General features: G+C 44.6%; 24 protein-coding genes. 21 read left to right on the forward strand and 3 right to left on the reverse strand.

The features are described 5' to 3' along the window. The coding region (gene hflC, locus BCU12_RS17330) for a protease modulator HflC (RefSeq protein WP_241909865.1) at positions 1 to 972 on the forward strand (972 nt) is incomplete at its 5' end. A gap of 88 nt (positions 973 to 1,060) precedes the next feature. After that, positions 1,061 to 1,246, forward strand: a complete 186-nt coding sequence (locus BCU12_RS17335) for a DUF2065 domain-containing protein (protein ID WP_102405506.1) — start codon at positions 1,061 to 1,063, stop codon at positions 1,244 to 1,246. Between the two features lie 23 nt (positions 1,247 to 1,269). On the opposite strand, the gene BCU12_RS17340 is transcribed toward BCU12_RS17335, so the two are convergent. Together BCU12_RS17340 and BCU12_RS17345 are read right to left on the reverse strand one after the other, a co-directional pair. Further along, a complete protein-coding gene (locus BCU12_RS17340; protein ID WP_102405507.1) occupies positions 1,270 to 1,497 on the reverse strand; it encodes a SlyX family protein in 228 nt (75 codons plus the stop codon). Continuing rightward, on the reverse strand, positions 1,490 to 2,470 hold the full coding sequence (locus BCU12_RS17345; RefSeq protein ID WP_102405508.1) for a PQQ-binding-like beta-propeller repeat protein: 981 nt from the start codon (positions 2,468 to 2,470) through the stop codon (positions 1,490 to 1,492). The genes BCU12_RS17340 and BCU12_RS17345 overlap by 8 nt, the downstream gene beginning before the upstream one ends. A gap of 131 nt (positions 2,471 to 2,601) precedes the next feature. On the opposite strand from BCU12_RS17345, the gene fkpA reads away from it, so the two are divergent. The 17 genes from fkpA (at position 2,602) to rpoC (ending at position 22,277) form a co-directional block, all read left to right on the forward strand. Then, the gene (gene fkpA / locus BCU12_RS17350; protein WP_102405509.1) at positions 2,602 to 3,384 is read left to right on the forward strand and encodes an FKBP-type peptidyl-prolyl cis-trans isomerase; all 783 of its coding nucleotides are present in this window, start codon (positions 2,602 to 2,604) and stop codon (positions 3,382 to 3,384) included. Between the two features lie 221 nt (positions 3,385 to 3,605). Further along, a complete protein-coding gene (locus BCU12_RS17355; RefSeq protein WP_102405510.1) occupies positions 3,606 to 4,328 on the forward strand; it encodes a transcriptional regulator in 723 nt (240 codons plus the stop codon). Then, entirely contained in the window at positions 4,328 to 4,723 is a 396-nt protein-coding gene (tusD, locus tag BCU12_RS17360; RefSeq protein WP_102405537.1) for a sulfurtransferase complex subunit TusD, read from the forward strand. The genes BCU12_RS17355 and tusD overlap by 1 nt, the downstream gene beginning before the upstream one ends. After that, positions 4,720 to 5,076 (forward strand): sulfurtransferase complex subunit TusC, encoded by a 357-nt coding sequence (gene tusC / locus BCU12_RS17365; RefSeq protein WP_102405511.1) that lies wholly within the window; start codon positions 4,720 to 4,722, stop codon positions 5,074 to 5,076. The genes tusD and tusC overlap by 4 nt, the downstream gene beginning before the upstream one ends. Positions 5,077 to 5,084: 8 nt before the next feature. Next, the gene (tusB, locus tag BCU12_RS17370) at positions 5,085 to 5,363 is read left to right on the forward strand and encodes a sulfurtransferase complex subunit TusB (RefSeq protein ID WP_102405512.1); all 279 of its coding nucleotides are present in this window, start codon (positions 5,085 to 5,087) and stop codon (positions 5,361 to 5,363) included. Positions 5,364 to 5,545: 182 nt separating this feature from the next. After that, positions 5,546 to 5,920 (forward strand): 30S ribosomal protein S12, encoded by a 375-nt coding sequence (gene rpsL, locus BCU12_RS17375; RefSeq protein ID WP_017035800.1) that lies wholly within the window; start codon positions 5,546 to 5,548, stop codon positions 5,918 to 5,920. Between the two features lie 105 nt (positions 5,921 to 6,025). After that, a complete protein-coding gene (rpsG, locus tag BCU12_RS17380; RefSeq protein ID WP_017035801.1) occupies positions 6,026 to 6,496 on the forward strand; it encodes a 30S ribosomal protein S7 in 471 nt (156 codons plus the stop codon). Between the two features lie 122 nt (positions 6,497 to 6,618). After that, on the forward strand, positions 6,619 to 8,715 hold the full coding sequence (gene fusA, locus BCU12_RS17385; RefSeq protein ID WP_102405513.1) for an elongation factor G: 2,097 nt from the start codon (positions 6,619 to 6,621) through the stop codon (positions 8,713 to 8,715). Positions 8,716 to 8,860: 145 nt separating this feature from the next. Further along, positions 8,861 to 10,045, forward strand: a complete 1,185-nt coding sequence (gene tuf / locus BCU12_RS17390) for an elongation factor Tu (protein ID WP_102405514.1) — start codon at positions 8,861 to 8,863, stop codon at positions 10,043 to 10,045. Positions 10,046 to 10,276: 231 nt separating this feature from the next. Continuing rightward, on the forward strand, positions 10,277 to 10,657 hold the full coding sequence (gene secE / locus BCU12_RS17395; RefSeq protein ID WP_102405515.1) for a preprotein translocase subunit SecE: 381 nt from the start codon (positions 10,277 to 10,279) through the stop codon (positions 10,655 to 10,657). Positions 10,658 to 10,670: 13 nt separating this feature from the next. Then, positions 10,671 to 11,219, forward strand: coding sequence for a transcription termination/antitermination protein NusG (nusG, locus tag BCU12_RS17400; protein ID WP_102405516.1), 549 nt, complete (start codon positions 10,671 to 10,673; stop codon positions 11,217 to 11,219). 144 nt (positions 11,220 to 11,363) lie between these two features. Next, on the forward strand, positions 11,364 to 11,792 hold the full coding sequence (gene rplK, locus BCU12_RS17405; protein ID WP_102405517.1) for a 50S ribosomal protein L11: 429 nt from the start codon (positions 11,364 to 11,366) through the stop codon (positions 11,790 to 11,792). A 4-nt stretch (positions 11,793 to 11,796) separates the two neighbouring features. Beyond that, positions 11,797 to 12,498, forward strand: coding sequence for a 50S ribosomal protein L1 (gene rplA / locus BCU12_RS17410; RefSeq protein WP_102405518.1), 702 nt, complete (start codon positions 11,797 to 11,799; stop codon positions 12,496 to 12,498). A 304-nt stretch (positions 12,499 to 12,802) separates the two neighbouring features. After that, on the forward strand, positions 12,803 to 13,297 hold the full coding sequence (rplJ, locus tag BCU12_RS17415; protein ID WP_102405519.1) for a 50S ribosomal protein L10: 495 nt from the start codon (positions 12,803 to 12,805) through the stop codon (positions 13,295 to 13,297). 57 nt (positions 13,298 to 13,354) lie between these two features. Further along, positions 13,355 to 13,723 carry a 50S ribosomal protein L7/L12 gene (gene rplL / locus BCU12_RS17420; RefSeq protein WP_102405520.1) on the forward strand — a complete coding sequence of 123 codons (369 nt, stop codon included), beginning with the start codon at positions 13,355 to 13,357 and terminating at the stop codon, positions 13,721 to 13,723. A 235-nt stretch (positions 13,724 to 13,958) separates the two neighbouring features. Further along, on the forward strand, positions 13,959 to 17,987 hold the full coding sequence (gene rpoB / locus BCU12_RS17425; protein WP_102405521.1) for a DNA-directed RNA polymerase subunit beta: 4,029 nt from the start codon (positions 13,959 to 13,961) through the stop codon (positions 17,985 to 17,987). Between the two features lie 87 nt (positions 17,988 to 18,074). After that, complete coding sequence (rpoC, locus tag BCU12_RS17430; protein ID WP_102405522.1) at positions 18,075 to 22,277, forward strand: DNA-directed RNA polymerase subunit beta'; 4,203 nt, start codon at positions 18,075 to 18,077, stop codon at positions 22,275 to 22,277. 180 nt (positions 22,278 to 22,457) lie between these two features. On the opposite strand, the gene rsd is transcribed toward rpoC, so the two are convergent. Continuing rightward, complete coding sequence (gene rsd / locus BCU12_RS17435; RefSeq protein WP_102405523.1) at positions 22,458 to 22,952, reverse strand: sigma D regulator; 495 nt, start codon at positions 22,950 to 22,952, stop codon at positions 22,458 to 22,460. A gap of 164 nt (positions 22,953 to 23,116) precedes the next feature. Here rsd and nudC point away from each other — a divergent pair, with 164 nt between their 5' ends. Beyond that, a complete protein-coding gene (nudC, locus tag BCU12_RS17440) occupies positions 23,117 to 23,887 on the forward strand; it encodes an NAD(+) diphosphatase (RefSeq protein WP_198599363.1) in 771 nt (256 codons plus the stop codon). 266 nt (positions 23,888 to 24,153) lie between these two features. After that, positions 24,154 to 25,221 carry a uroporphyrinogen decarboxylase gene (hemE, locus tag BCU12_RS17445; protein WP_102405525.1) on the forward strand — a complete coding sequence of 356 codons (1,068 nt, stop codon included), beginning with the start codon at positions 24,154 to 24,156 and terminating at the stop codon, positions 25,219 to 25,221. Positions 25,222 to 25,256: the final 35 nt, after the last annotated feature.

The following is a 25,256-nucleotide window of genomic DNA, read 5'->3' on the forward strand; positions in this document are numbered from 1 at the left end:
AAGTTAATGATCCCTGTATTGGCGGTGACCATTGTTCTCATGTTGATGTCACTTTTTGTGATTCAAGAAGGCGAACGTGGCATGGTGATTCGTTTTGGTCGAGTTCTTGATGATAATGGTGTTTCACGTATCTACGAACCTGGCCTTCACTTTAAAATGCCACTGTTTGATAGAGTGAAAACGTTAGATGCTCGTATTCAAACAATGGACGGCCGTTCAGACCGTTTTGTCACATCGGAGAAAAAAGACGTTATCATTGATACCTATGTAAAATGGCGTATTTCAGATTTCGGTCGTTTTTATCTAACCACTGGTGGTGGTAATGTGATGACTGCAGAAGCACTTCTCGAGCGTAAAGTGACCGATGTGCTGCGTTCTGAGATTGGTGAACGTGAAATTAAGCAAATCGTTTCTGGTCCACGTAACAAAGATGTCTTACCTGATAGTGCCGACAGTGATGAAGTGACCACTGAAGCCGCTAAAGAAGCGTTAGAGATCGATGGTGAGCGTGACATGGTTATGGCCAATGTACTAGCTGGAACAACGGGCAGTGCTATGACTGATTTAGGCGTTGAGATTGTTGATTTTCGAATGAAGAAAATTAACCTTCCTGATGAAATCAGTGAGTCTATCTATCGTCGTATGCGGGCTGAACGTGAATCGGTGGCTCGTAAGCACCGTTCTCAAGGTCGTGAGAAAGCCGAAGTTATTCGTGCTCAAGCGGAACTTGAAGTTGCAACAGTACTTGCAGAAGCCGATAGAATGGCGCGTGTAACTCGCGGTGATGCAGATGCACAAGCGGCTAAAATCTACTCTGATGCGTACAGTCAAGATCCTGAGTTTTATGGCTTTGTTCGTTCGCTACAAGCGTACCAACGTTCATTTAGTGATAAGAGTGATATCTTAGTGTTAGATCCTAAGAGTGACTTCTTCCAATACATGAATAATGCCAAGGGTATGTCTGTAAAATAATTACAGAGCATCCTAAAGCATGAATGCTATTGCTGAACTATAGAATAAGGCTCCTAACTAGGGGCCTTTCTTTTTACTAAGGAAAACTATGTCGAGTTCTATTTGGGTGGCACTAGGAATTGTGTTGATCGTTGAGGGAATAGGGCCATTGATTGCCCCGAATGGGTGGCGTGCTATGGTTGTTCAACTCAGTGAGCAACCGGATAATCAGCTGAGAAGGATTGGTGGATGCTTGGTCGTCGCTGGAGTTGTTATCGCTTACGTTTTTGCTTAGAGAGGTAAGCTTGACCATTGAGACTAGTAATGAGGTGGTGGTGTCTCTTCTGAAGGGTCTGCAAGATTAGAATTGTCCATATTCTTTACTTTCCCAGCAACGTACTTCATCTGATCTTGCATTTTAGTGATTAAAAGCTGCTGAACAGATAACGCATCATTTAGCTCACTGATGGTTTGTTCTTGAAAGGCGAGTTGGCACTCTAAGTCGTCAATACGGTTTTCAAGTGATGGGTGATTTTTATCAGTCATCTAGTTTCCAAGCCTGTGCAATACCAGCGGATGTACCTGAGACAACTCGCTGCTGATTATCGAAAGCCGCATCATACACTACCGCACGTGGAGGGCGAGCATCTTTTAACGGCTCAACCTCAAACCCATCGATTCTTTTGCCCGTTTCTGTATCCCAAACCATCACTCTGCTTGAGGGGGTTCCTGTGATCAGCATTGAGCCATCATTAGAGAATCGTGCGGTTGAAAATATTAACTGTCGGGAGAAACTGCTTAGAGACGTTTGCTCTTGCCCAGTTTTTAAATCCCATACAATGGCTTGGTTTCCGCCGTCTGAACTAAAAGCGAGCAAACCGTCCCGTTGCAATGCGACACGTATAACACGTTGTTCATGTTCAAATGTGTGCAGTATTTGTCCTGTTTCTGTATCCCAAAGGTAGGCTTTGTAGTCATTGCCCCCTGATAAAGCGAAGCGCCCATTCGGTGATAAGGCGACAGAATTTATTTTTTCTTGGTGTGCAAGGAACTCTAGGCGCCGCCCGGTGACTAAATTCACATAGATGGCTTTGCCATTGGAAAGACCGAGCAAAACTTGTTCACCATTACTTGAGATGTCGACATCTCGAATAAGACCGTCAGAGATAGACCAAAGGCCTTCTGCCTGCGTCCAAGACAAGTCCCAGACAGCAAAGTTGATTTGGCTCGCTGTAATGGCATAGCGGCCACTGTCTGAGATTCTGATGCGGGAAACAGTATTTGCTTGAGCATCTTGCTGACCAAGTTGAGCCAGCGGCTCGTCTTCAAGAAGATCCCAAAGAACTAGATGGTGTTCTTTGGAGTAGATAAGGGCGAATCGAGCATCTCGGCTTAATGCGAAGCTGGTGCTTCCTTTTGGCTCTAGCTCCCAGCGTTGATCGTTTTTCGACGAAAAAAAGCAGCCATTTAACGCTAGGATGACAAAGCCATACAAAATTGAATGAAGAATATTTCGCATCAAGTCCAATTATCCGCTTGGTGTATAAAGACAATTTGTAAACATATAGCTATATTGGTACAACTACGTCTCGCATGCCAGTCATAACTGAATGATTGTGATGAATGGTTAGCCTAAAACTGGAGAATTAAATGAAATCGATGTTTAAAGTATCACTGCTTGCAGCAACAGTAATGTTGGCAGTTGGCTGTCAAAAAGAAGAAGAGCCAAAAGTAGAAACTGCCCCAGCAGCTGAACAAGTGGCGGAAGCAGGTAGCACTGTAGACTTTAAAACCGAAGATGACAAAGCGGCCTACGCGATTGGTGTTTCATTTGCAAACTACCTAAGCACAAGTATTGAGAAGCCGAGTGAAATTGGTATCAACCTAAATAAAGATTTGGTCTTGAAAGGTATCGAGCATGTATTTGCTGGAAACCCTGAAATGACAGAAGAGCAAACTCGTGAAGTTCTTGAGCAGTTAGATGCACGCGTATCAACAGCTATGCAGTCTCAAGCAGAAGAGAAAGCAGCAGCGGCAGAGAAAGAAGGTCAAGACTTCCAAGCTGAATTTGAAAAACAAGAAGGTGTGACGAAAACAGAATCAGGTCTTCTTTACCAAGTAATGACGGAAACTCAAGGCGACCAACCAAAAGAAACGGATACGGTCCAAGTGCATTATAAAGGTACTTTAATCGACGGAACTCAGTTTGATAGTTCATATGACCGTGGTGAACCAGCTGTATTCCCACTTGATCGTGTCATCCCTGGTTGGACTGAAGGCGTTCAGTTAATGCCTGTTGGTTCTAAGTTCAAGTTTGTTATTCCACCACAGCTTGCTTATGGCCCACAAGACACACCAACGATCCCTGCTAACTCGACTTTAGTGTTTGAAGTTGAATTACTGAAAATCGAAAATGGTGCGAACGTTCAGTAATAATTACTGAAGATAGTTAAATAAGGGCCTGACATGTTCAGGCCCTTATTGTACCTGTCGTATAACGTGTTGCGATGGATGAGCGTCCCTTCATCATTTCGAGATCAAGGCCCGATTATTTGCGGTAAATCAGAAGTTAATCACTTAGCTAGATGCTCTATTCAAATTTTCTGATAAACTTAGTTAGATTTGTTGATTTTTTGCTCTAAGGCTAGAACATAGTGACCACGACTGAAACATTAAACGCAGACATGCTACTTGAAATGGAATCCGTTCATGTGATGCCATTCAGTGAACATGACAAAATTATTCTAAGATCTTATGAAGCTGTAGTGGATGGCATTGCCAGCCTAATCGGCCCCTTTTGTGAGATCGTTTTGCACTCCCTTGAAGATCTGAATACTTCTGCGATCAAAATCGCGAATGGAGAAAATACAGGCCGACAAGTGGGTTCACCCATTACCGATTTAGCACTAAAAATGCTGAAAGACATTGAAGGCTCGGAGCGCAACTTCTCTCGTTCCTACTTTACCCGCGCGAAAGGTGGTGTGCTGATGAAGTCGATCACTGTTGCTATTCGCAACGGTGATAATAGAGTCATTGGCTTACTTTGTATCAACGTGAACCTAGATGCACCATTCTCTCAAGTTCTTCAGTCGTTTATGCCAACGCAAGAAGCCAATGAAGCGGCTTCTTCGGTTAACTTTGCTAGTGATGTTGAAGAACTTGTCGATCAAACGGTTGAGCGCACCATTGAAGAAATCAATGCGGATAAATCTGTATCTAACAATACAAAGAATCGTCAGATTGTTATGGAGCTCTACGATAAAGGCATTTTTGATATAAAAGATGCGATAAATCGAGTGGCCGATCGTTTGAATATCTCAAAACACACCGTTTATCTATATATCCGCCAGCGTAAGACTGAGGACGAAGAAATTTGATCTCTCCACTTCGCTATACGCTTGTCGTCAATGGCCCTGTGTACGGCTCACAGGCCGCTCGCAGCGCTTTTTTGTTTGCACAAGCCTTGGTAAAGAAAGGTCACACTTTGGTCAGCGTCTTTTTTTATCAAGATGGTGTAAATAATGGTTCAAGTCTAACGGTTCCTGCTAATGATGAATTTGACTTGGTTAAAGGTTGGCAGCAGTTAGCCGTTGAGCATAATGTTTCATTGGAAACTTGTGTTGCGGCTGCGTTGCGACGAGGCGTTGTGAGCGAAGAAGAAGCCAAACTCCATGCTCTAGAAAACTCGAACCTAGCAAACGGGTTCAATCAAGCGGGCCTTGGCAGTCTGGCAGAATCTATGTTGGTGCAGGATAGGGTTGTACAGTTTTGAAGAGAATAGGCTTTGTCTTTCTATCTGGTCCACATTGCTCTTCTGCTGGAAGAGAGGGGCTTGATGCGCTTTTGGCTGCGTCCGCATACTGCGAAGATATCCACGTGTTCTTTATCGGTGAGGGGGTTCAGCAGTTAATATCTGGGCAGCAACCTTCAGAGCTACTGAGTCGAGACTACATAAGCGGTTTTAAGTTGATGGATCTGTATGACATTGAGAATGTTTATCTTTGCCAAAAAGGACTTGAAGAACGTGGACTGCTTGATGTTGAGAAAATCATCGATGCAAAAGTGAGTTCGAGTCACGACATAGCTGCCTTGATGGCGAGTTGCCATCAGTTACTGAGCTTTTAGGTCTATACATGCTTTATATCGTTACAAAATCTGAGAACCTGTCTGTCGTTTCAACATTCGTAACTCACCTCGATGAGGTCGTTCTTACCCAATCTTCGGTTTACCTATGTAACCCCAAGCATTTCCAACATCCTCTTCTTGAGTCGATGGGATGCCCTATATATGTACTTTCTAACGATCTTTTGGCTCGCGGCGTAGAATCGCTATCCGCGCAAGCTATTTCCATCATAGATATGGAAAAATTTGTTGATTTGACAGCAAAACACGATAAATCAGTATCTTGGTAGTCACTGAGCCAAGCACCGTTACAATTCTTACTGTATTTTTTACGGTCTAATGAAAAAAGATCTGTATATTTCTTGACACATCTCTCACTGCTGAATAGAATTTTGCGTCCCTATTTGTATCAACTACATTTAGGGCTAGATTTTTCACAAAGCTTACTTTCAAGTAAATCAGGAGCTAGTTAATGGCAACTATTAACCAGTTGGTACGTAAACCTCGTGTAAAGCAAGTTGTTAAAAGCAACGTGCCTGCACTAGAAGCGTGCCCACAAAAACGTGGTGTATGTACTCGTGTTTACACTACTACACCAAAAAAACCTAACTCAGCACTTCGTAAGGTTTGCCGTGTTCGTCTAACGAACGGCTTTGAAGTGACTTCGTACATCGGTGGTGAAGGCCACAACCTTCAAGAGCACAGTGTTGTTCTAATCCGTGGCGGTCGTGTTAAAGACCTTCCGGGTGTACGTTACCACACTGTTCGCGGCGCATTAGACTGTGCTGGCGTAAATGACCGTAAGAAAGGTCGTTCTAAGTACGGTGTGAAGCGTCCTAAGTCTTAATGGATTCCGTTAAGTAAGGCCAAACACTAAATTAATTTTAATTCTTAATTTTTGAAGAAACTGAAAAGTTTTGGATAACCTGAAGAAGACAACGGAGATATATCCATGCCACGTCGTCGCGTTATAGGTCAGCGTAAGATCCTTCCAGATCCTAAGTTCAAATCTGAACTGCTGGCAAAATTCGTTAACATCCTAATGGTTGACGGAAAGAAATCTACTGCAGAGAAAATTGTTTACACTGCACTAGAAGTTATGGCTGAGAAATCTGGTAAAGATCACTTAGCTGTATTTGAAGAAGCTCTTGAAAATGTTCGCCCATCGGTAGAGGTTAAATCTCGCCGTGTTGGTGGTTCAACTTACCAAGTACCTGTAGAAGTTCGTCCGGTTCGCCGTAACGCTCTTGCTATGCGTTGGGTAGTTGAAGCTGCGCGTAAGCGTGGTGAAAAATCTATGGCTCAACGCCTAGCTGCTGAAATGCTAGATGCGTCTGAGAACAAAGGTACTTCGGTTAAGAAACGTGAAGACGTTCACCGTATGGCTGATGCTAACAAAGCATTCGCTCATTACCGCTGGTAATACCTTTTTAGTGCTGCGAGTTCCTCTCGCAGCACTTCTCTCTTCCCCACCTATTATTAGGGTTTATTCATATTTCAAAAGCTCTTTTGAAACATCAATAATTCCTACAAAGAGGATACACAGTGGCTCGTAAAACTCCTATTGAGCGCTACCGTAATATCGGTATCGTAGCTCACGTAGATGCAGGTAAAACAACCACAAGTGAACGTATTCTGTTCTATACTGGCCTTTCTCATAAAATTGGTGAAGTTCACGATGGTGCTGCAACCATGGACTGGATGGAGCAAGAGCAAGAGCGTGGTATCACAATTACATCTGCTGCAACCACGACTTTCTGGCGTGGTATGGAAGCTCAGTTTCAAGATCATCGTATCAATATCATCGATACCCCTGGACACGTTGACTTTACGATCGAAGTAGAACGCTCTCTACGCGTACTCGATGGTGCTGTTGTCGTATTTTGTGGTTCGTCAGGTGTAGAGCCTCAGTCAGAAACCGTATGGCGTCAAGCCGATAAATACGGTGTACCTCGTATGGTTTTCGTTAACAAAATGGACCGTACTGGCGCTGACTTCTTACGAGTGATCGATCAAATTAAAGATCGTCTTGGTGCGACTCCTGTTCCTATCCAATTAAATATTGGTGAAGAGGACGAGTTCAAGGGTGTTGTCGACCTTATCAAGATGAAAGCCATCAACTGGAATGATGCCGATCAAGGCATGACGTTTAGCTACGAAGACATTCCGGCAGACATGCAAGAAATGGCGGAAGAGTATCGCACTGAGATGGTAGAAGCAGCAGCTGAAGCCTCTGAAGAGCTGATGGATAAGTACCTTGAAGAAGGTGAATTAACTGAAGCTGAGATCAAAGAAGGTCTGCGTACTCGCACATTGAATAATGAGATTGTTTTAGCAACTTGTGGTAGTGCCTTTAAAAATAAAGGTGTACAAGCAGTTCTTGATGCTGTCGTTGATTTCCTTCCTTCTCCTGTTGATGTCCCTTCAATCAAAGGCATTGATGAGAAAGAAAATGAAGTAGAACGTCACGCAGATGATAACGAACCGTTCGCGGCGTTAGCATTCAAAATTGCCACAGACCCATTTGTTGGCACGTTGACCTTTATCCGTGTCTATTCTGGCATCGTTGAAAGTGGCAAGACAGCTTACAATTCAGTCAAACAACAGCGTGAGCGTTTAGGTCGTATTGTTCAAATGCATTCGAACAAACGTGAAGAAGTGAAAGAAGTGCGTGCGGGTGACATCGCAGCCATTATTGGCCTTAAAGATGTTACAACAGGCGAAACTTTGTGTGATCAAAACCATAAGATCATACTTGAACGCATGGAATTCCCTGATCCTGTTATTCAGATTGTTGTTGAGCCACGCTCTCAAGCTGCACAAGATAAAATGACCATTGCTCTAGCTAAGCTTGCAGCAGAGGATCCATCATTCCGAGTAGAAATGGATGATGAAACAGGTCAAACATTGATCTCTGGTATGGGTGAGTTGCACTTAGATATCATCGTCGATCGTATGCAGCGTGAGTTTGGCGTTGACTGCAATGTTGGTAATCCGCAAGTTGCTTACCGTGAAACGATTCGTGGAACAGCAAAGGCGGAAGGCAAGTTTATCCGTGAGCACGGTGGTAAAGGGCAATATGGTCATGTATGGCTTAAGCTTGAACCATCTGAGCCAGGCGAAGGCTTTGTCTTCGTCGATGAAATTGCTAATGGTACCGTACCAAAAGAGTTTATTGATTCGGTTGCGAAAGGTGCAGCTGAACAAATGAACAGTGGTGTCGTGGCTGGTTATCCTATCTTGGATATCAAAGCGACATTAACCGATGGTTCTTACCATGAAACAGATTCAAGTGAGATGGCGTTTTTAATCGCTGCCTCTATGGCTTTCAAAACAGCAGCGCTTGAAGCGCAACCTGTTTTGCTTGAGCCTATGATGAAAGTTGAAGTAACTACTCCAGAGGACTGGATGGGTGACGTCGTTGGCGATATTAACCGTCGTCGTGGCATCATCGAAGGTATGGACGAGGGGACAGCTGGCCTGAAGATAATTCGTGCACAAGTTCCGTTGTCTGTCATGTTCGGTTACGCAACTGATTTACGTTCTGCGACACAAGGTCGTGCTTCTTACTCTATGGAGTTTAGTGAGTACGCTGAAGTGCCAAGCAATGTTGCGAATGCAATCATTGCGGAGCGTGGTTAAAAAATAGGGCATATTTTTCTTCTTTTTTGGAAGATCAATGCGTCCAAATATTGCGCTGACGAACGTTGGCGCATAAAATAGCAAATTCTGGCGCGTCCCGGGCAATTCAGTCCGTGACGAATCATAACTAGGAAGGAACACGATCGTGTCTAAAGAAAAATTTGAACGTACGAAACCGCACGTAAACGTTGGTACTATCGGCCACGTTGACCACGGTAAAACAACTCTAACTGCTGCAATCTGTACTACTTTGTCAAAAGTATACGGCGGTGAAGCGAAAGACTTCGCATCAATCGATAACGCTCCAGAAGAGCGTGAGCGCGGTATCACAATCGCTACTTCACACGTTGAGTACGACACTCCATCACGTCACTACGCACACGTAGACTGTCCAGGACACGCGGATTATGTTAAGAACATGATCACAGGTGCTGCACAAATGGATGGTGGTATCCTAGTTGTTGCTGCGACTGACGGCCCAATGCCTCAAACTCGTGAGCACATCCTACTTGGTCGTCAAGTTGGTATCCCTTACATCATCGTATTCATGAACAAATGTGACATGGTTGATGATGAAGAGCTTCTAGAGCTAGTTGAGATGGAAGTTCGTGAACTTCTTTCTGAATACGAATTCCCAGGTGACGATCTTCCAGTAATCCAAGGTTCAGCTCTTGGTGCACTAAACGGCGAAAAGCAGTGGGAAGACAAGATTGTAGAGCTTGCAGAAGCACTAGATTCTTACATTCCTGAGCCAGAGCGTGCAGTAGACCAACCGTTCCTACTACCGATTGAAGACGTATTCTCAATCCAAGGTCGTGGTACAGTTGTAACTGGTCGTATCGAGCGCGGTATCCTAAACGTAGGTAACGAAGTAGAAATCGTTGGTATCAAAGATACAGCAACGACGACTTGTACTGGTGTTGAAATGTTCCGTAAGCTGCTTGACGAAGGTCGTGCAGGTGAGAACGTTGGTGCACTACTACGTGGTACTAAGCGTGAAGAAGTTGAACGTGGCCAAGTACTAGCGGCTCCAGGTTCAATCAACCCACACACACGTTTTGAGTCAGAAGTATACGTTCTGTCTAAAGACGAAGGTGGTCGCCACACTCCATTCTTCAAAGGTTACCGTCCACAGTTCTACTTCCGTACAACTGACGTAACTGGCGATATCACGCTTCCAGAAGGCGTAGAAATGGTCATGCCTGGTGATAACATCCAAATGACTGTAGAGCTAATTGCTCCAATCGCAATGGATGAAGGTCTACGTTTCGCAATCCGCGAAGGTGGCCGTACAGTAGGTGCTGGTGTTGTTGCTAAAATCTTTGATTAAGATTTGACTAACTACTAGTAAAAAGGGCATCATTTGATGCCCTTTTTCTTCGCTAGATATTATGCACATTGATCATGGCGAACAATGTTGTGTAAAGCAAAGGATTTGGAATGAAGCAATTTGCTTCATCCGCGAGAGTAAATATTAATCATTTTGATTGATGTTATGGAATTCGCCCTGCAACAGCGGGGTTATTGTCGTCTATATTAAGACTTATGACAGGTTGGTTTTATGAAAGCAAATAATGCTGAAACTCCTGATAGCTCAAATAGCGCAGACATCTTTAAGTGGATCCTCACTTTTGTTCTGTTAGCCGCAGCTGTTGTGGGTAATTACCTGTATGGTGAAATGTCTGTAGTTATCCGCGCTGCAGGCGTCGTTGTATTAATCGCAGCTGCACTTGGTGTATCAGCGACAACGGCTAAAGGTAAAGCAGCGATTGTGTTCGCACGTGAATCCCGTATGGAAGTGCGTAAAGTGGTATGGCCTACACGCCAAGAAACCATGCAGACATCTTTGATCGTATTAGCAGTATGTATTGTAATGGCTCTAGTGCTATGGGGCATTGACGGCATTATGGTTCGTCTTGTTTCATTCTTTACTGGGCTATAGAGGGTTTTAATTCATGAGTGAAGCTCCAAAAAAACGTTGGTATGTTGTTCAAGCTTTTTCTGGCTTTGAAGGTCGAGTGGCTCAGTCACTACGTGAACATATTAAAATGCACAACATGGAAGAGTTGTTTGGCGAAGTATTGGTCCCTACTGAAGAAGTGGTAGAGATGCGTGCTGGTCAACGTCGTAAAAGCGAACGTAAATTTTTCCCTGGCTATGTATTAGTGCAAATGGTTATGAACGATGAATCATGGCACTTAGTACGTAGTATTCCTCGTGTAATGGGCTTCATAGGTGGTACCTCTGACCGTCCGGCACCAATCACTGACAAAGAAGCAGATGCTATTCTGAACCGTCTAGAGAAAGCGAGCGAAGCTCCACGTCCTAAGACTATGTTCGAAGCAGGTGAAGTGGTTCGTGTTAATGATGGTCCATTTGCTGACTTCAACGGTACGGTTGAAGAAGTAGATTACGAGAAGAGCCGCATCAAGGTTTCTGTATCGATCTTTGGTCGTGCAACTCCTGTTGAGCTTGAATTTGGTCAAGTGGAAAAACTTGATTAAAAAAACACCTTATTAATGCTTGTTAAAGGCGCGAATTATGCTTATAATTTCGCGCCTTTTTACAGGTCTGCTGTAAAAAGTTTTTTATGAAAAACGGGGAGCTTACTGAAAAGTTGGCGCTTGAACCCAAAATTAGGAAATATCATGGCTAAGAAAGTTGAAGCTTATATCAAACTGCAAGTAGCAGCTGGTATGGCAAACCCAAGTCCACCGGTTGGTCCTGCACTAGGTCAGCACGGTGTGAACATCATGGAATTCTGTAAAGCGTTCAACGCAAAAACAGAATCTGTTGAGAAAGGTCTACCGACTCCAGTAGTAATCACTGTTTACAACGATCGTTCTTTCACGTTCGTTACTAAGACTCCACCTGCTGCAATTCTTCTTAAGAAAGCGGCTGGCGTTAAGTCTGGTTCAGGTCGTCCAAACACTGAAAAAGTGGGCACGGTTACTGACGCTCAGCTACAGGAAATCGCAGAAACTAAAGCTGCTGATATGACTGGTGCTGACGTTGAAGCGATGAAGCGTTCTATTGCGGGTACTGCTCGTTCAATGGGCCTAGTGGTAGAGGGTTAAGATCATGGCAAAACTAACTAAGCGCATGCGCACTATTCGTGAAAAAGTTGAAGTAACGAAAGAATACGAAATCAACGAAGCTGTAGCACTTCTTCAAGAACTAGCAACAGCTAAGTTCGTTGAATCTGTAGACGTTGCTGTAAACCTAGGCATCGATGCTCGTAAATCTGATCAGAACGTACGTGGTGCAACGGTACTTCCGCACGGTACTGGCCGCGAAATCCGCGTAGCAGTGTTCACTCAAGGTGCAAACGCTGAAGCAGCTAAAGAAGCTGGCGCAGACATCGTTGGTATGGAAGATCTTGCTGAGCAAGTTAAGAAAGGCGTAATGGACTTTGACGTAGTTGTTGCTTCTCCAGATGCAATGCGCGTTGTAGGCCAACTAGGTACTATCCTAGGTCCACGCGGTCTAATGCCAAACCCTAAAGTTGGTACTGTAACTCCTAACGTTGCTGAAGCAGTTAAGAACGCTAAAGCGGGTCAGGTTCGTTACCGTAACGACAAGAACGGCATCATCCACACTACTATTGGTAAAGCTACTTTCGAATCAGCGCAAATTAAAGAGAACTTAGAAGCTCTTCTAGTTGCACTTAAGAAAGCTAAGCCTTCTTCAGCGAAAGGTACTTTCCTGAAGAAAGTGAGCATCTCTACCACTATGGGTGCAGGTGTTGTTGTTGATCAAGCTAGTCTTGACACTCAAGCATAATTATTTGCTTAGGCGTAGAATTTGTGTATAATTCTGCGCCTAATATTTGTGGTTGGGGCTGACGTTAGTTCGTTTCATTGAGTGATCAATAGAATGAATTTAGAACAGTCTCCGTCCAAGACCGTAGGTGTTAGCAGTTCGCTGTTGACTTAATTGTCCTGCGTAGATGGTGCCCGAACTGACAGGAAGATTTTCTGTATAGTGTTTCACTGTATTGAGTTTCTTTCTTCTGGGACTGCACCTTTTTAACTCTCACTGTTGTGATAATAGTGAGTGGTGTAACGACAACCAGGAGTAAATCCAAATGGCTTTAAACCTTCAAGACAAAAAAGCAATTGTTGCTGAAGTCAACGAAGCTGCCAGTGGTGCACTTTCTGCAGTTGTAGCTGATTCTCGTGGCGTTGAAGTTGGCGCAATGACTTCTCTACGTAAACAGGCGCGTGAAGCGGGTGTTTATGTGAGAGTTGTGCGTAACACTTTAGCACGCCGTGCAGTTGAGGGTACAGACTACGAGTGTCTACAAGACACTTTCACTGGTCCTACTCTAATTGCATTCTCTAACGAGCACCCAGGTGCTGGCGCGCGTCTTTTCAAAGACTTCGCGAAAGAGAACAAAGCGTTCGAGATCAAAGCCGCTGCATTTGAAGGCGCACTAACTGACGCTGAAGTACTAGCGACACTACCAACTTACGACGAAGCTATCGCACGCCTAATGATGTGCATGAAAGAAGCTTCTGCTGGCAAGCTGGTACGTACTATCGCTGCTTTACGTGATCAAAAAGAAGAAGCTGCGGCATAAGCCTTGCTTTCTACTGATTGTAAAATAAACTAATTGTTGACTTAAAAGAGAATTGTTATGTCTATTACTAACGAGCAAATCCTAGACGCAGTTGCAGAAATGTCTGTAATGCAAGTTGTTGAGCTTATCGAAGCTATGGAAGAAAAATTCGGCGTATCTGCTGCAGCTGCTGTTGTAGCTGGTGGCGCTGCTGGTGGCGAAGCTGCTGCTGAGCAAACTGAATTTGACGTAGTTCTTTCTGCTGTTGGCGGTAACAAAGTACAAGTTATCAAAGCAGTACGTGGCGCTACAGGTCTAGGCCTTAAAGAAGCTAAGGGTCTAGTAGACTCAGCTCCTGCTGCACTTAAAGAAGGCGTTGACAAAGCTGAAGCTGAAGCTCTTAAAGCTCAGCTAGAAGAAGCTGGTGCAACTGTTGAAATCAAGTAATTATTACTTAATTTCATAGCCGTAAGGCTAATGGCTGGTGGTTTATTAACCACCGGCCTTTTTGCGCTGTAGGGTACCGGTGAATTTTCCCGCTGTTTAAGCACCGATACTCATGCAAAAAAGCACTATTATTGAATCAATATTAGTGTCACTACAGTAAACAGTTGCTAGTCACTGCCCCGCCTTTTGGTGTCTTGGGCAGTTTGGGTCACTTATCAGCGAGCTGAGGAACCCCATGGTTTACTCCTATACCGAGAAAAAACGCATCCGTAAGGATTTTGGTACTCGTCCACAAGTTTTGGACATTCCATACCTGTTATCGATCCAGCTCGATTCGTTCGACAAATTTATCGAACAGGATCCTGAAGGGCAATACGGTCTTGAAGCTGCTTTCCGTTCTGTTTTTCCAATTCAGAGCTACAACGGCAATTCAGAGCTGCAATACGTTAGCTACCGTCTTGGTGAGCCTGTATTTGATGTTAAAGAATGTCAAATCCGCGGCGTTACTTATTCGAAGCCTCTACGCGTAAAACTACGTCTAGTAATCTTTGATAGAGACGCGCCAGCAGGTACCGTAAAAGATATTAAAGAACAAGAAGTCTACATGGGCGAAATTCCGCTTATGACAGACAATGGTACCTTCGTAATCAATGGTACTGAGAGGGTTATCGTATCCCAGCTGCACCGAAGCCCAGGCGTGTTCTTCGACAGCGATAAGGGTAAGACCCACTCGTCAGGTAAAGTTCTATATAACGCACGTGTAATTCCTTACCGTGGTTCATGGCTCGACTTTGAGTTTGACCCTAAGGATAACTTATACGTACGTATTGACCGTCGTCGTAAGCTACCAGCTTCGATCATTCTTCGCGCACTTGGTAAAACAACAGAAGAGATCCTGGATCTGTTCTTTGAAAAAGTGAACTTCGAAGTTAAAGACAAGACTCTATTAATGGAGCTCGTCCCTGATCGTTTACGTGGTGAAACTGCGTCATTTGACATCGAAGCCGATGGCAAGACTTACGTTGAGACAGGTCGTCGTGTAACGGCACGTCACATCCGCCAACTTGAAAAAGACGGCGTAGAGCACATCGAAGTACCAGTAGAGTACATCGTTGGTAAAGTTGCATCGAAAGATTACATCAACGAAGCAACTGGCGAGATTATTGTTGGTGCAAACCACGAGATCAGCCTAGAAGCTCTTGCAAACTTATCTCAAGCGGGTCACAAAGCTCTAGAGGTTCTGTTTACGAACGATCTAGACCACGGTCCATTTATGTCTGAAACTCTGCGAATTGACAGTACTGTTGATCGCCTTTCAGCTCTGGTAGAAATCTACCGCATGATGCGCCCTGGTGAGCCGCCAACAAAAGATGCAGCAGAGACATTGTTCCAAAGCTTGTTCTTCAATGAAGATCGTTACGACTTATCTACAGTAGGCCGTATGAAATTCAACAGCTCAATCGAGCGTGAGGATGCTGGCGAACAAGGTACGCTAGATGAAACAGACATCATTGCTGTGATGAAACGTTTGATCGAGATCCGTAACGGTAAAGGCGAAGTGGACGATATCGACCACCTTGGCAACCGTCGTATCCGTAGCGTAGGCGAAATGGCAGAAAACCAATTCCGTGTTGGTCTAGTTCGTGTAGAGCGTGCCGTTAAAGAGCGCCTGAGCCTTGGTGATCTTGATGCAATTATGCCTCAAGACCTTATCAATGCTAAGCCTATTTCAGCTGCTGTTAAAGAATTCTTTGGCTCTTCACAGCTGTCTCAGTTTATGGACCAAAACAACCCATTGTCAGAAGTAACGCACAAGCGTCGTATTTCTGCTTTAGGTCCTGGTGGTTTAACTCGTGAGCGTGCTGGCTTTGAGGTACGTGACGTACACGTAACTCACTACGGTCGTCTATGTCCGATCGAAACGCCAGAAGGTCCAAACATCGGTCTAATTAACTCTCTATCAGCATTTGCACGTTGTAACGATTACGGTTTCCTAGAGACTCCGTACCGTCGTGTTGTTGATGGTGTAGTAACCGAAGAGGTTGATTACCTTTCTGCTATTCAGGAAGGTCAGTTTGTTATCGCTCAGGCGAACACAATACTAACTGAAGATTCGACGTTCTCTGAAGAGCTAATCACTGCTCGTCAGAAAGGTGAATCTGGTCTCCACCCTCGCGAACATGTTAACTACATGGACGTTGCAACAAACCAAGTAGTATCTATCGCTGCTTCGCTTATCCCGTTCCTAGAACACGATGATGCGAACCGTGCATTGATGGGTGCGAACATGCAACGTCAAGCTGTCCCAACATTAAAAGCTGATAAGCCTTTAGTTGGTACAGGTATCGAACGTAACATCGCGGTTGACTCTGGTGTTACAGCGGTAGCGAAACGTGGCGGTACTGTTCAATCAGTTGACGCTTCACGTATCGTAGTTAAGGTAAATGAAGATGAGTTGATTCCTGGTGAAGCGGGCATTGATATCTACAACTTAACGAAATACACGCGTTCGAACCAAAACACTTGTATTAACCAACGCCCAACCGTAATGCCAGGTGAACCTGTTGCACGCGGTGACGTTCTTGCTGATGGTCCTTCAACCGACCTTGGTGAACTAGCGCTTGGTCAAAACATGCGTATCGCATTCATGCCTTGGAATGGTTACAACTTCGAAGACTCGATCTTAGTATCTGAGCGTGTAGTTCAAGAAGACCGTTTCACGACGATTCACATTCAAGAACTGTCTTGTGTGGCTCGTGATACGAAGCTGGGCTCTGAAGAGATCACAGCGGATATTCCAAACGTAGGTGAGTCTGCTCTGTCTAAACTAGACGAGTCAGGTATCGTTTACATCGGTGCTGAAGTGAAGGGTGGCGACATCCTGGTTGGTAAAGTGACGCCTAAGGGTGAAACTCAACTGACTCCTGAAGAGAAGCTACTACGTGCAATCTTCGGTGAAAAAGCATCTGACGTTAAAGATACATCACTGCGTGTACCAAACTCTGTTTCAGGTACCATCATTGACGTTCAAGTCTTCACTCGCGATGGCGTAGAGAAAGACAAGCGTGCTCTAGAAATTGAGCAAATGCAGCTGAAAGAAGCGAAGAAAGACCTTACTGAAGAGTTCCAAATTCTTGAAGGTGGTCTATTAGCTCGTGTTCGTGCTGTACTTGTTAATGCTGGTTACTCTGATGCTAAGCTTGATTCGATTGGTCGTAAGCAATGGTTAGAGCAAACGCTTGAAGACGATGCGCTTCAATCGCAGCTTGAGCAACTTGCTGAGCAATGGGATGAGCTAAAAGCTGATTTCGATAAGAAGTTTGAAACTAAGCGTCGTAAGATCACTCAAGGTGATGACCTGGCACCAGGCGTACTTAAGATTGTTAAAGTATACCTAGCTGTTAAGCGTCGTATCCAACCGGGTGATAAGATGGCCGGTCGTCACGGTAACAAAGGTGTAATCTCTAAGATTAACCCTGTTGAAGACATGCCATACGATGAAACAGGTCGTCCTGTAGATATCGTACTGAACCCGCTGGGTGTACCATCGCGTATGAACATCGGTCAGATCTTAGAAGTACACTTAGGTCTAGCGGCTAAAGGCATCGGTGACAAGATCAACCAAATGCTGAAGGAACAACAAGAACTGCATAAGTTCCGTAACTTCCTACAGAAGGTTTACGATCTTGGTGATACTCGCCAGAAAGTAGACATTGCTGAACTGTCTGATGACCAAGTTCGCACGTTGATCAAGAACCTACGTGGCGGTTTACCAATCGCAACGCCTGTGTTCGATGGTGCTTCTGAAACGTTAATCAAAGAACTGTTGAAACTCGGTGATCTGCCAGAATCTGGTCAGCTTACGTTGTTTGATGGTCGTACTGGTGATGCGTTTGAGCGTCCTGTAACTGTCGGTTACATGTACATGCTGAAACTGAACCACCTTGTTGATGACAAGATGCACGCTCGTTCTACTGGTTCGTACAGCCTAGTAACTCAGCAACCACTTGGTGGTAAAGCTCAGTTCGGTGGTCAGCGTTTCGGTGAGATGGAAGTATGGGCACTAGAAGCATACGGTGCTGCTTACACGCTTCAAGAAATGCTAACGGTTAAGTCAGATGACGTTAACGGCCGTACTAAGATGTATAAGAACATCGTAGACGGTGACCATAGCATGGAACCTGGTATGCCAGAATCGTTCAACGTATTGTTGAAAGAGATTCGCTCGCTAGGTATCAACATCGAGCTAGAAGACGAAGAGTAATCGACCTCTCTTTTTGAGAACGATTATTTGGTAGAAGGTGCTCACTTTAGCGAGTGAGCTCCTTTTAACTCCTTACAGGAGCTGAATGTGAAAGACTTATTAAACTTTCTAAAAGCACAGCATAAGACCGAAGAATTTGATGCTATCAAAATCGGTCTATCTTCACCTGATATGATTCGTTCATGGTCATTTGGTGAAGTTAAGAAACCTGAAACGATCAACTATCGTACGTTCAAACCTGAACGCGATGGTCTTTTCTGTGCGCGTATCTTTGGTCCAGTTAAAGACTACGAATGTCTTTGTGGCAAATATAAGCGTCTGAAACACCGTGGTGTTATCTGTGAGAAGTGTGGCGTTGAAGTTACACAAACTAAAGTTCGTCGTGACCGTATGGGCCACATCGAGCTAGCATCTCCAGTTGCTCACATCTGGTTCCTAAAATCACTGCCGTCTCGTATCGGTTTGTTGATGGATATCCCTCTACGTGATATCGAACGCGTTCTTTACTTCGAAATGTACGTAGTAACTGAACCGGGTATGACGGACCTAGAAAAATCTCAGATGCTGACTGAAGAAGAGTATCTGGATCGCCTAGAAGAGTGGGGTGATGAATTCACCGCTAAGATGGGTGCGGAAGCGATCAAAGATCTGCTTTCAACCATGGATATGAACGCAGAAGCAGAGCAGATGCGTGAAGAGTTAGAAACAACTAACTCTGAGACTAAGCGTAAGAAGCTGACTAAGCGTCTTAAGCTAGTTGAAGCATTCATTCAATCAGGCAATAACCCTGAGTGGATGATTCTGACTGTACTTCCAGTTCTTCCGCCAGATCTACGTCCTCTAGTACCACTAGATGGCGGACGTTTTGCTACGTCAGATCTGAACGATCTTTACCGTCGTGTAATCAACCGTAATAACCGTTTGAAGCGTCTTCTAGAGCTAGCGGCTCCAGACATCATCGTACGTAACGAAAAGCGTATGTTGCAAGAGTCGGTTGATGCCCTTCTAGATAACGGTCGTCGAGGTCGTGCGATTACAGGTTCTAACAAGCGTCCTCTGAAATCCCTTGCTGATATGATCAAGGGTAAACAAGGTCGTTTCCGTCAGAACCTTCTTGGTAAACGTGTAGATTACTCTGGCCGTTCTGTAATCACAGTAGGTCCATACCTTCGTCTGCATCAGTGTGGTCTTCCGAAGAAGATGGCACTTGAGCTATTTAAGCCGTTCATCTACAGCAAGCTAGAAACTCGTGGCATGGCGACGACAATCAAAGCTGCTAAGAAAATGGTAGAGCGCGAAGAAGCTATCGTTTGGGATATCCTAGACGAAGTTATCCGCGAGCACCCAGTACTATTGAACCGTGCACCAACACTTCACCGTCTTGGTATTCAAGCGTTCGAACCAGTACTGATCGAAGGTAAAGCGATTCAACTGCACCCACTCGTGTGTGCGGCATATAACGCTGACTTCGATGGTGACCAAATGGCGGTGCACGTGCCTCTAACTCTAGAAGCACAGCTTGAAGCTCGTACATTGATGATGTCTACCAACAACATCCTTTCACCGGCATCTGGTGATCCGATCATCGTACCTTCTCAGGACGTTGTATTGGGTCTGTACTACATGACTCGTGACATGATCAACGCGAAAGGTGAAGGTATGTACCTTGCTGGCCCTGAAGAGGCTGAGAAGGCATACCGTACTAAGAGCGCTGAGCTACACGCTCGCGTAAAAGTACGTATCACTGAGACAGTTGTTGATGAAGACGGTAATAGTACAACTAGCACTGACATGGTTGATACAACTGTTGGTCGTGCGATGTTGTGGTCTATCGTACCTAAAGGCCTACCGTTTAGCCTAGTTAACCAAAAGTTGGGTAAGAAGCAAATTTCTACTCTACTTAACGAGGCATACCGTAAGCTTGGTCTGAAAGACACGGTTATTTTTGCTGACCAAATCATGTACACAGGTTTTGCATACGCTGCACTTTCTGGTGTTTCTGTTGGTATCGACGATATGGTTGTACCTGACGCGAAATACACTGAGATCGAAGAAGCAGAAGCTGAAGTTCGTGAAATCCAAGAGCAATTCCAATCTGGTCTTGTTACTGCGGGTGAGCGTTACAACAAAGTTATCGATATCTGGGCATCTACGAATGACCGTGTTGCGAAAGCAATGATGGATAACCTGTCTTCAGAGACTGTTGTAAACCGTGACGGTGAAGAAGAACAGCAAGAGTCGTTTAACAGCATCTACATGATGGCTGACTCGGGCGCTCGTGGTTCTGCTGCACAGATTCGTCAGCTAGCGGGTATGCGTGGTCTGATGGCGCGTCCAGATGGTTCAATCATCGAAACGCCAATCACAGCGAACTTTAAAGAAGGTCTAAACGTCCTTCAGTACTTTATCTCAACGCACGGTGCTCGTAAGGGTCTTGCGGATACAGCACTGAAAACAGCAAACTCGGGTTACCTAACTCGTCGTCTAGTAGACGTTGCTCAAGACGTTGTAGTACACGAACACGATTGTGGCACTCATGAAGGTGTCGACATGATGCCTCACATCGAAGGTGGTGACGTTAAAGTTGCTCTTTCTGAGTTGGCTCTTGGTCGTGTTGTCGCTGAAGATGTTCTTAAGCCGGGTACTGAAGATGTACTGATTCCACGTAATACTCTGATTGATGAGAAGTGGTGTCAAATCATGGAAGACAACTCTGTAGACCGTATGAAAGTACGTTCTGTTGTTACCTGTGATGCAGACTTCGGTTGTTGTTCACAGTGTTACGGTCGTGACCTAGCACGTGGTCACCTAGTAAACCAAGGTGAGGCAGTCGGTGTTATTGCTGCTCAATCAATCGGTGAACCGGGTACACAGCTAACGATGCGTACGTTCCACATCGGTGGTGCAGCATCTACTGCGGCAGCAGAGAACAGCATTCAAGCTAAGACAACAGGTACAGTGAAACTTCACAATGCTAAGTTTGTTATCAACAAAGATAAGAAACTGGTTATCACATCTCGTGCTTCTGAGATGACGATTATTGATGAGTTTGGCCGTACTAAAGAGAAACACAAACTGCCATACGGTTCTATCCTAAGCAAAGCAGACAACGATGCAGTAACTGCAGGTGAAGTTGTTGCTAACTGGGAAGCGCACACTATGCCAATCATCACTGAAGTGGCAGGTCGCATCCAGTTCGTAGATATGATTGATGGCGTTACAGTTTCTCGTCAAACAGATGACCTAACGGGTCTTTCTTCAAGCGAAGTAACAGATGCAGCCGCTCGTCCAGCAGCAGGTAAAGATATGCGTCCAGCTATCAAACTTGTTGATGAGCAAGGTAACGATGTAATGATTCCTGGTACTGATATGCCAGCTCACTATTTCCTACCTGGTAAAGCGATCGTAAACATCGAAGATGGCGCTGAAGTTGGCATTGGTGACACATTATCTCGTATCCCTCAGAAATCGAGCGGAAACAAAGATATCACCGGTGGTCTACCACGCGTAGCTGACTTATTCGAAGCTCGTAAGCCGAAAGAGCCTGCGATTCTTGCTGAGCACACAGGTACAGTGTCATTCGGTAAAGAGACGAAAGGTAAGCGTCGTTTAGTTATCACTCGTGAAGGCGGTGACGCTTACGAAGAGATGATTCCTAAGCACCGTCAGCTTAACGTGTTTGAAGGTGAGAAGATCGAACGTGGTGATGTAATCGCTGATGGTCCAGAGACTCCACATGACATTCTACGTCTACGTGGCATTCATGCTGTGACTCAGTACATCGCTAACGAAGTACAAGAAGTTTACCGTCTACAAGGCGTTAAGATTAACGATAAGCACATTGAGACTATCGTTCGTCAAATGCTACGTAAGTGTACGATTACACATGCCGGTGATTCTGAGTTCCTACCTGGTGAGCAAGTGGAATACCACAGTGTTAAGATTGCTAACCGTGCTCTAGAAGCAGAAGGTAAAGAACTAGTACGCTTCGAACGTGACCTACTAGGTATCACTAAAGCATCTCTTGCGACTGAGTCATTTATCTCAGCAGCATCATTCCAAGAGACAACACGTGTACTAACAGAAGCTGCGGTTTCTGGTAAGCGTGATGATCTACGCGGTCTGAAAGAGAACGTAATTGTTGGTCGTCTGATCCCAGCTGGTACTGGTTTCGCATACCACCAAGAGCGTCAAAAGCAACGTGAAGAGCAACAAGAAGGCCCGTCGGCTGAACAAGCGACAGACAATCTTGCAGCACTTCTAAATGCTGGTTTCTCTTCTGAAGAGTAATCGCTTTTAGTAATGAAAAAAGGCACCTTAGGGTGCCTTTTTTGTTTTTAATAAGCTGAAGAATTAGAACTGTATATTGAGAAAGTGAAGAAACAAAGTCTCTTTGATACGAGCAAATGTTCAATCAAGTACCACTAGCTAAGCGGTACTCAAATTTTTATCCTAGTGGGCGCATTAAATTTAAGCGCCTGGAGGAACGGCTAAACTGTCCGCGATCATCTGAATGAGTTCGTCTTCTACTTCAAATCGAACTTCAATAATTTCGCCTATCAATGATAAATCACCAACGAAGTTTTCTAATGGATCATCGCTACTTACTGCGGCGTAGTTATCCGTAAAGTTCAGTAAAGGCTCGGTTGTCAGTACAATCTTGCCATAGGTTTGATTGATATCGTCGGTTGCTTCAAAACCAGTTGCTCGCCATTTATCCATGACCATGTCATAGATCTTAAAATGACCTTCTGAAATGTAGTCAACTAAATGTTGGCAAAATGATTGGAGTGCTTTAGGTGTAGGGAGTTCGGTTACTGAGGATTTTTGTGCGGAAGGTTGCAGCGCCGCTAGATTGCAGTACTCGACAATAAGTAATTGACGAGTTTCAAGCCAATGGTCAATGACCTCGCTTGATCCACCCCATTGTTGCTGTGTTTTTTTTAGTTTATTTAGCATGACCATGCCCTCATGATCGGTACACAAAACCTGTGTACAAATTAGCTTTGCAGCGCAAAGTGTCCATTTTGAATGTGACCAGAGTGTTGAAATATACTGACTAGAAATATTCTCTGGTATAAATTAGATTGCCAGTAAAATGAACGAACTGCAAGCTAAGAGATAGGGTGATGTTAAAAAAAGGTAACAATAGTAAATCAGGCCAAGCCTATTGGTGTGTTGTATCTGGAAGTGACGTTTGGCTAGTGGATAATACTCTCCCTCTTGGCTCGGCTGAGGAGTTCAATCTGCCCGAGGAATGTGCAGTTAACGTTGGGAAGTACAACGACTTTCCTGTTATGTGGATTAACGATGCTGATGTTGATGTCGCACTTGAACTTACCTCATTGAGAGAGTGCTTGACGCTTCCTGAAGCTTTGTTTCTGTTGATTAGCAAAGCGGTTCAGTTTGGTCATATGACGCAAACACTGCGCTTTTGCCCGCAATGTGGAGGCCGAAATCGTCTTAATTTAAATCAGCTCGCGATGCAGTGCTCAGATTGCAGAACGCTGCATTACCCTCGCATATTCCCATGCGTCATTGTTGCTGTACGGAAGCAGAATCAAATCTTACTGGCTCAGCACCCTCGACATAAGAGTGGTATGTACACCGTCATCGCTGGCTTCCTAGAGGTTGGCGAGACACTTGAGCAGTGTGTCGCACGAGAGGTCAAAGAGGAAACGGGAATTGTGGTTAAAAATGTCCGTTATTTTGGAAGCCAGCCATGGGCATTTCCATCGAGTATGATGATGGGCTTTTTTGCAGACTTTGAGTCGGGGGAGGTGAAGCCAGACTATCGTGAGTTAAGTGATGCGATGTGGTGTGATTTTGATAAACTTCCTCCTGTTGCACCGAAAGGGACGATAGCAAGAGAGTTGATTGATACTTTAATAAATGAATGAAAATAAAGAGTTACAGGCAAAAAAAACCCTCCGAGAAGGAGGGGGTAAGTAAGATGTCGTTATGAGATGCTGAGCACTAAATGCTCAGTTATTATTGTAATTTTCGCTAGCAGGCAAATTCTGTCACTGTTGGTTTACGGGTGCAAATTAACCATTGATTTAAACGTTAATAACTTGATCTACGTTGCAAAGCAACCCGCTTTTGAGAGCTGATCAGTGTTAGAATACTTGTCTTATTAGAAAGTCTAAAATATCGGAAGAATGGAATGACAGAACTAAAAAATGATCGTTATCTTCGTGCGTTGCTCAAACAACCAGTTGACTGCACTCCAGTATGGATGATGCGCCAGGCAGGTCGTTACCTTCCTGAGTATAAAGCGACACGTGCAGAAGCTGGCGACTTTATGTCTTTATGTAAAAATGCGGAGCTTGCCTCTGAAGTGACGCTTCAACCTTTGCGCCGTTTCCCGCTTGATGCGGCCATTTTGTTCTCAGACATCCTCACAATCCCTGATGCAATGGGTCTAGGCTTGTATTTTGAAACAGGTGAAGGACCTAAATTTGAGCGTCCGATTACGTGTAAAGCTGACGTAGAGAAGATTGGTCTACCTGATCCAGAAGGTGAGCTTCAATATGTGATGAACGCTGTTCGTCAGATCCGTAAAGACCTCAAAGGCGAAGTACCACTGATTGGTTTCTCTGGTAGCCCTTGGACACTAGCAACCTACATGGTTGAAGGTGGAAGCTCTAAAGCTTTCACTAAGCTCAAGAAAATGATGTATGCAGAGCCACAAACATTGCACCTTCTTTTAGATAAGCTGGCAGACAGTGTTATCGAATACCTAAACGCGCAAATTAAAGCGGGTGCGCAATCGGTAATGGTATTTGATACATGGGGTGGTGTACTAACTCCTCGTGACTACAACCTATTCTCATTGCAATACATGCACAAGATCGTCGATGGTTTGATTCGTGAAAACGATGGCCGTCGAGTACCAGTAACACTGTTTACTAAAAATGGTGGAATGTGGCTTGAATCAATTGCCGCAACAGGCTGTGATGCAGTAGGTCTCGATTGGACCATTAATATTGAAGACGCTAAAGCACGTGTTGGCGATAAAGTTGCCCTGCAGGGTAATATGGACCCATCAATCCTTTATGCTCAACCTGAGCGTATTCGCGAAGAAGTATCGACCATATTGAAAGGGTTCGGTGATGGTGGCACTGGTCATGTGTTTAACCTTGGTCACGGCATTCATCTCGATGTTCCACCTGAAAACGCGGGTGTGTTTGTCGATGCGGTTCACGAGCTATCGAAGCCTTACCATAAATAGTTGAGTACCGAAAAAAGCGCCTGATACGACCAGGC

Source organism: Vibrio sp. 10N.261.55.A7 (genome assembly GCF_002877365.1).
GTDB lineage: Bacteria > Pseudomonadota > Gammaproteobacteria > Enterobacterales > Vibrionaceae > Vibrio.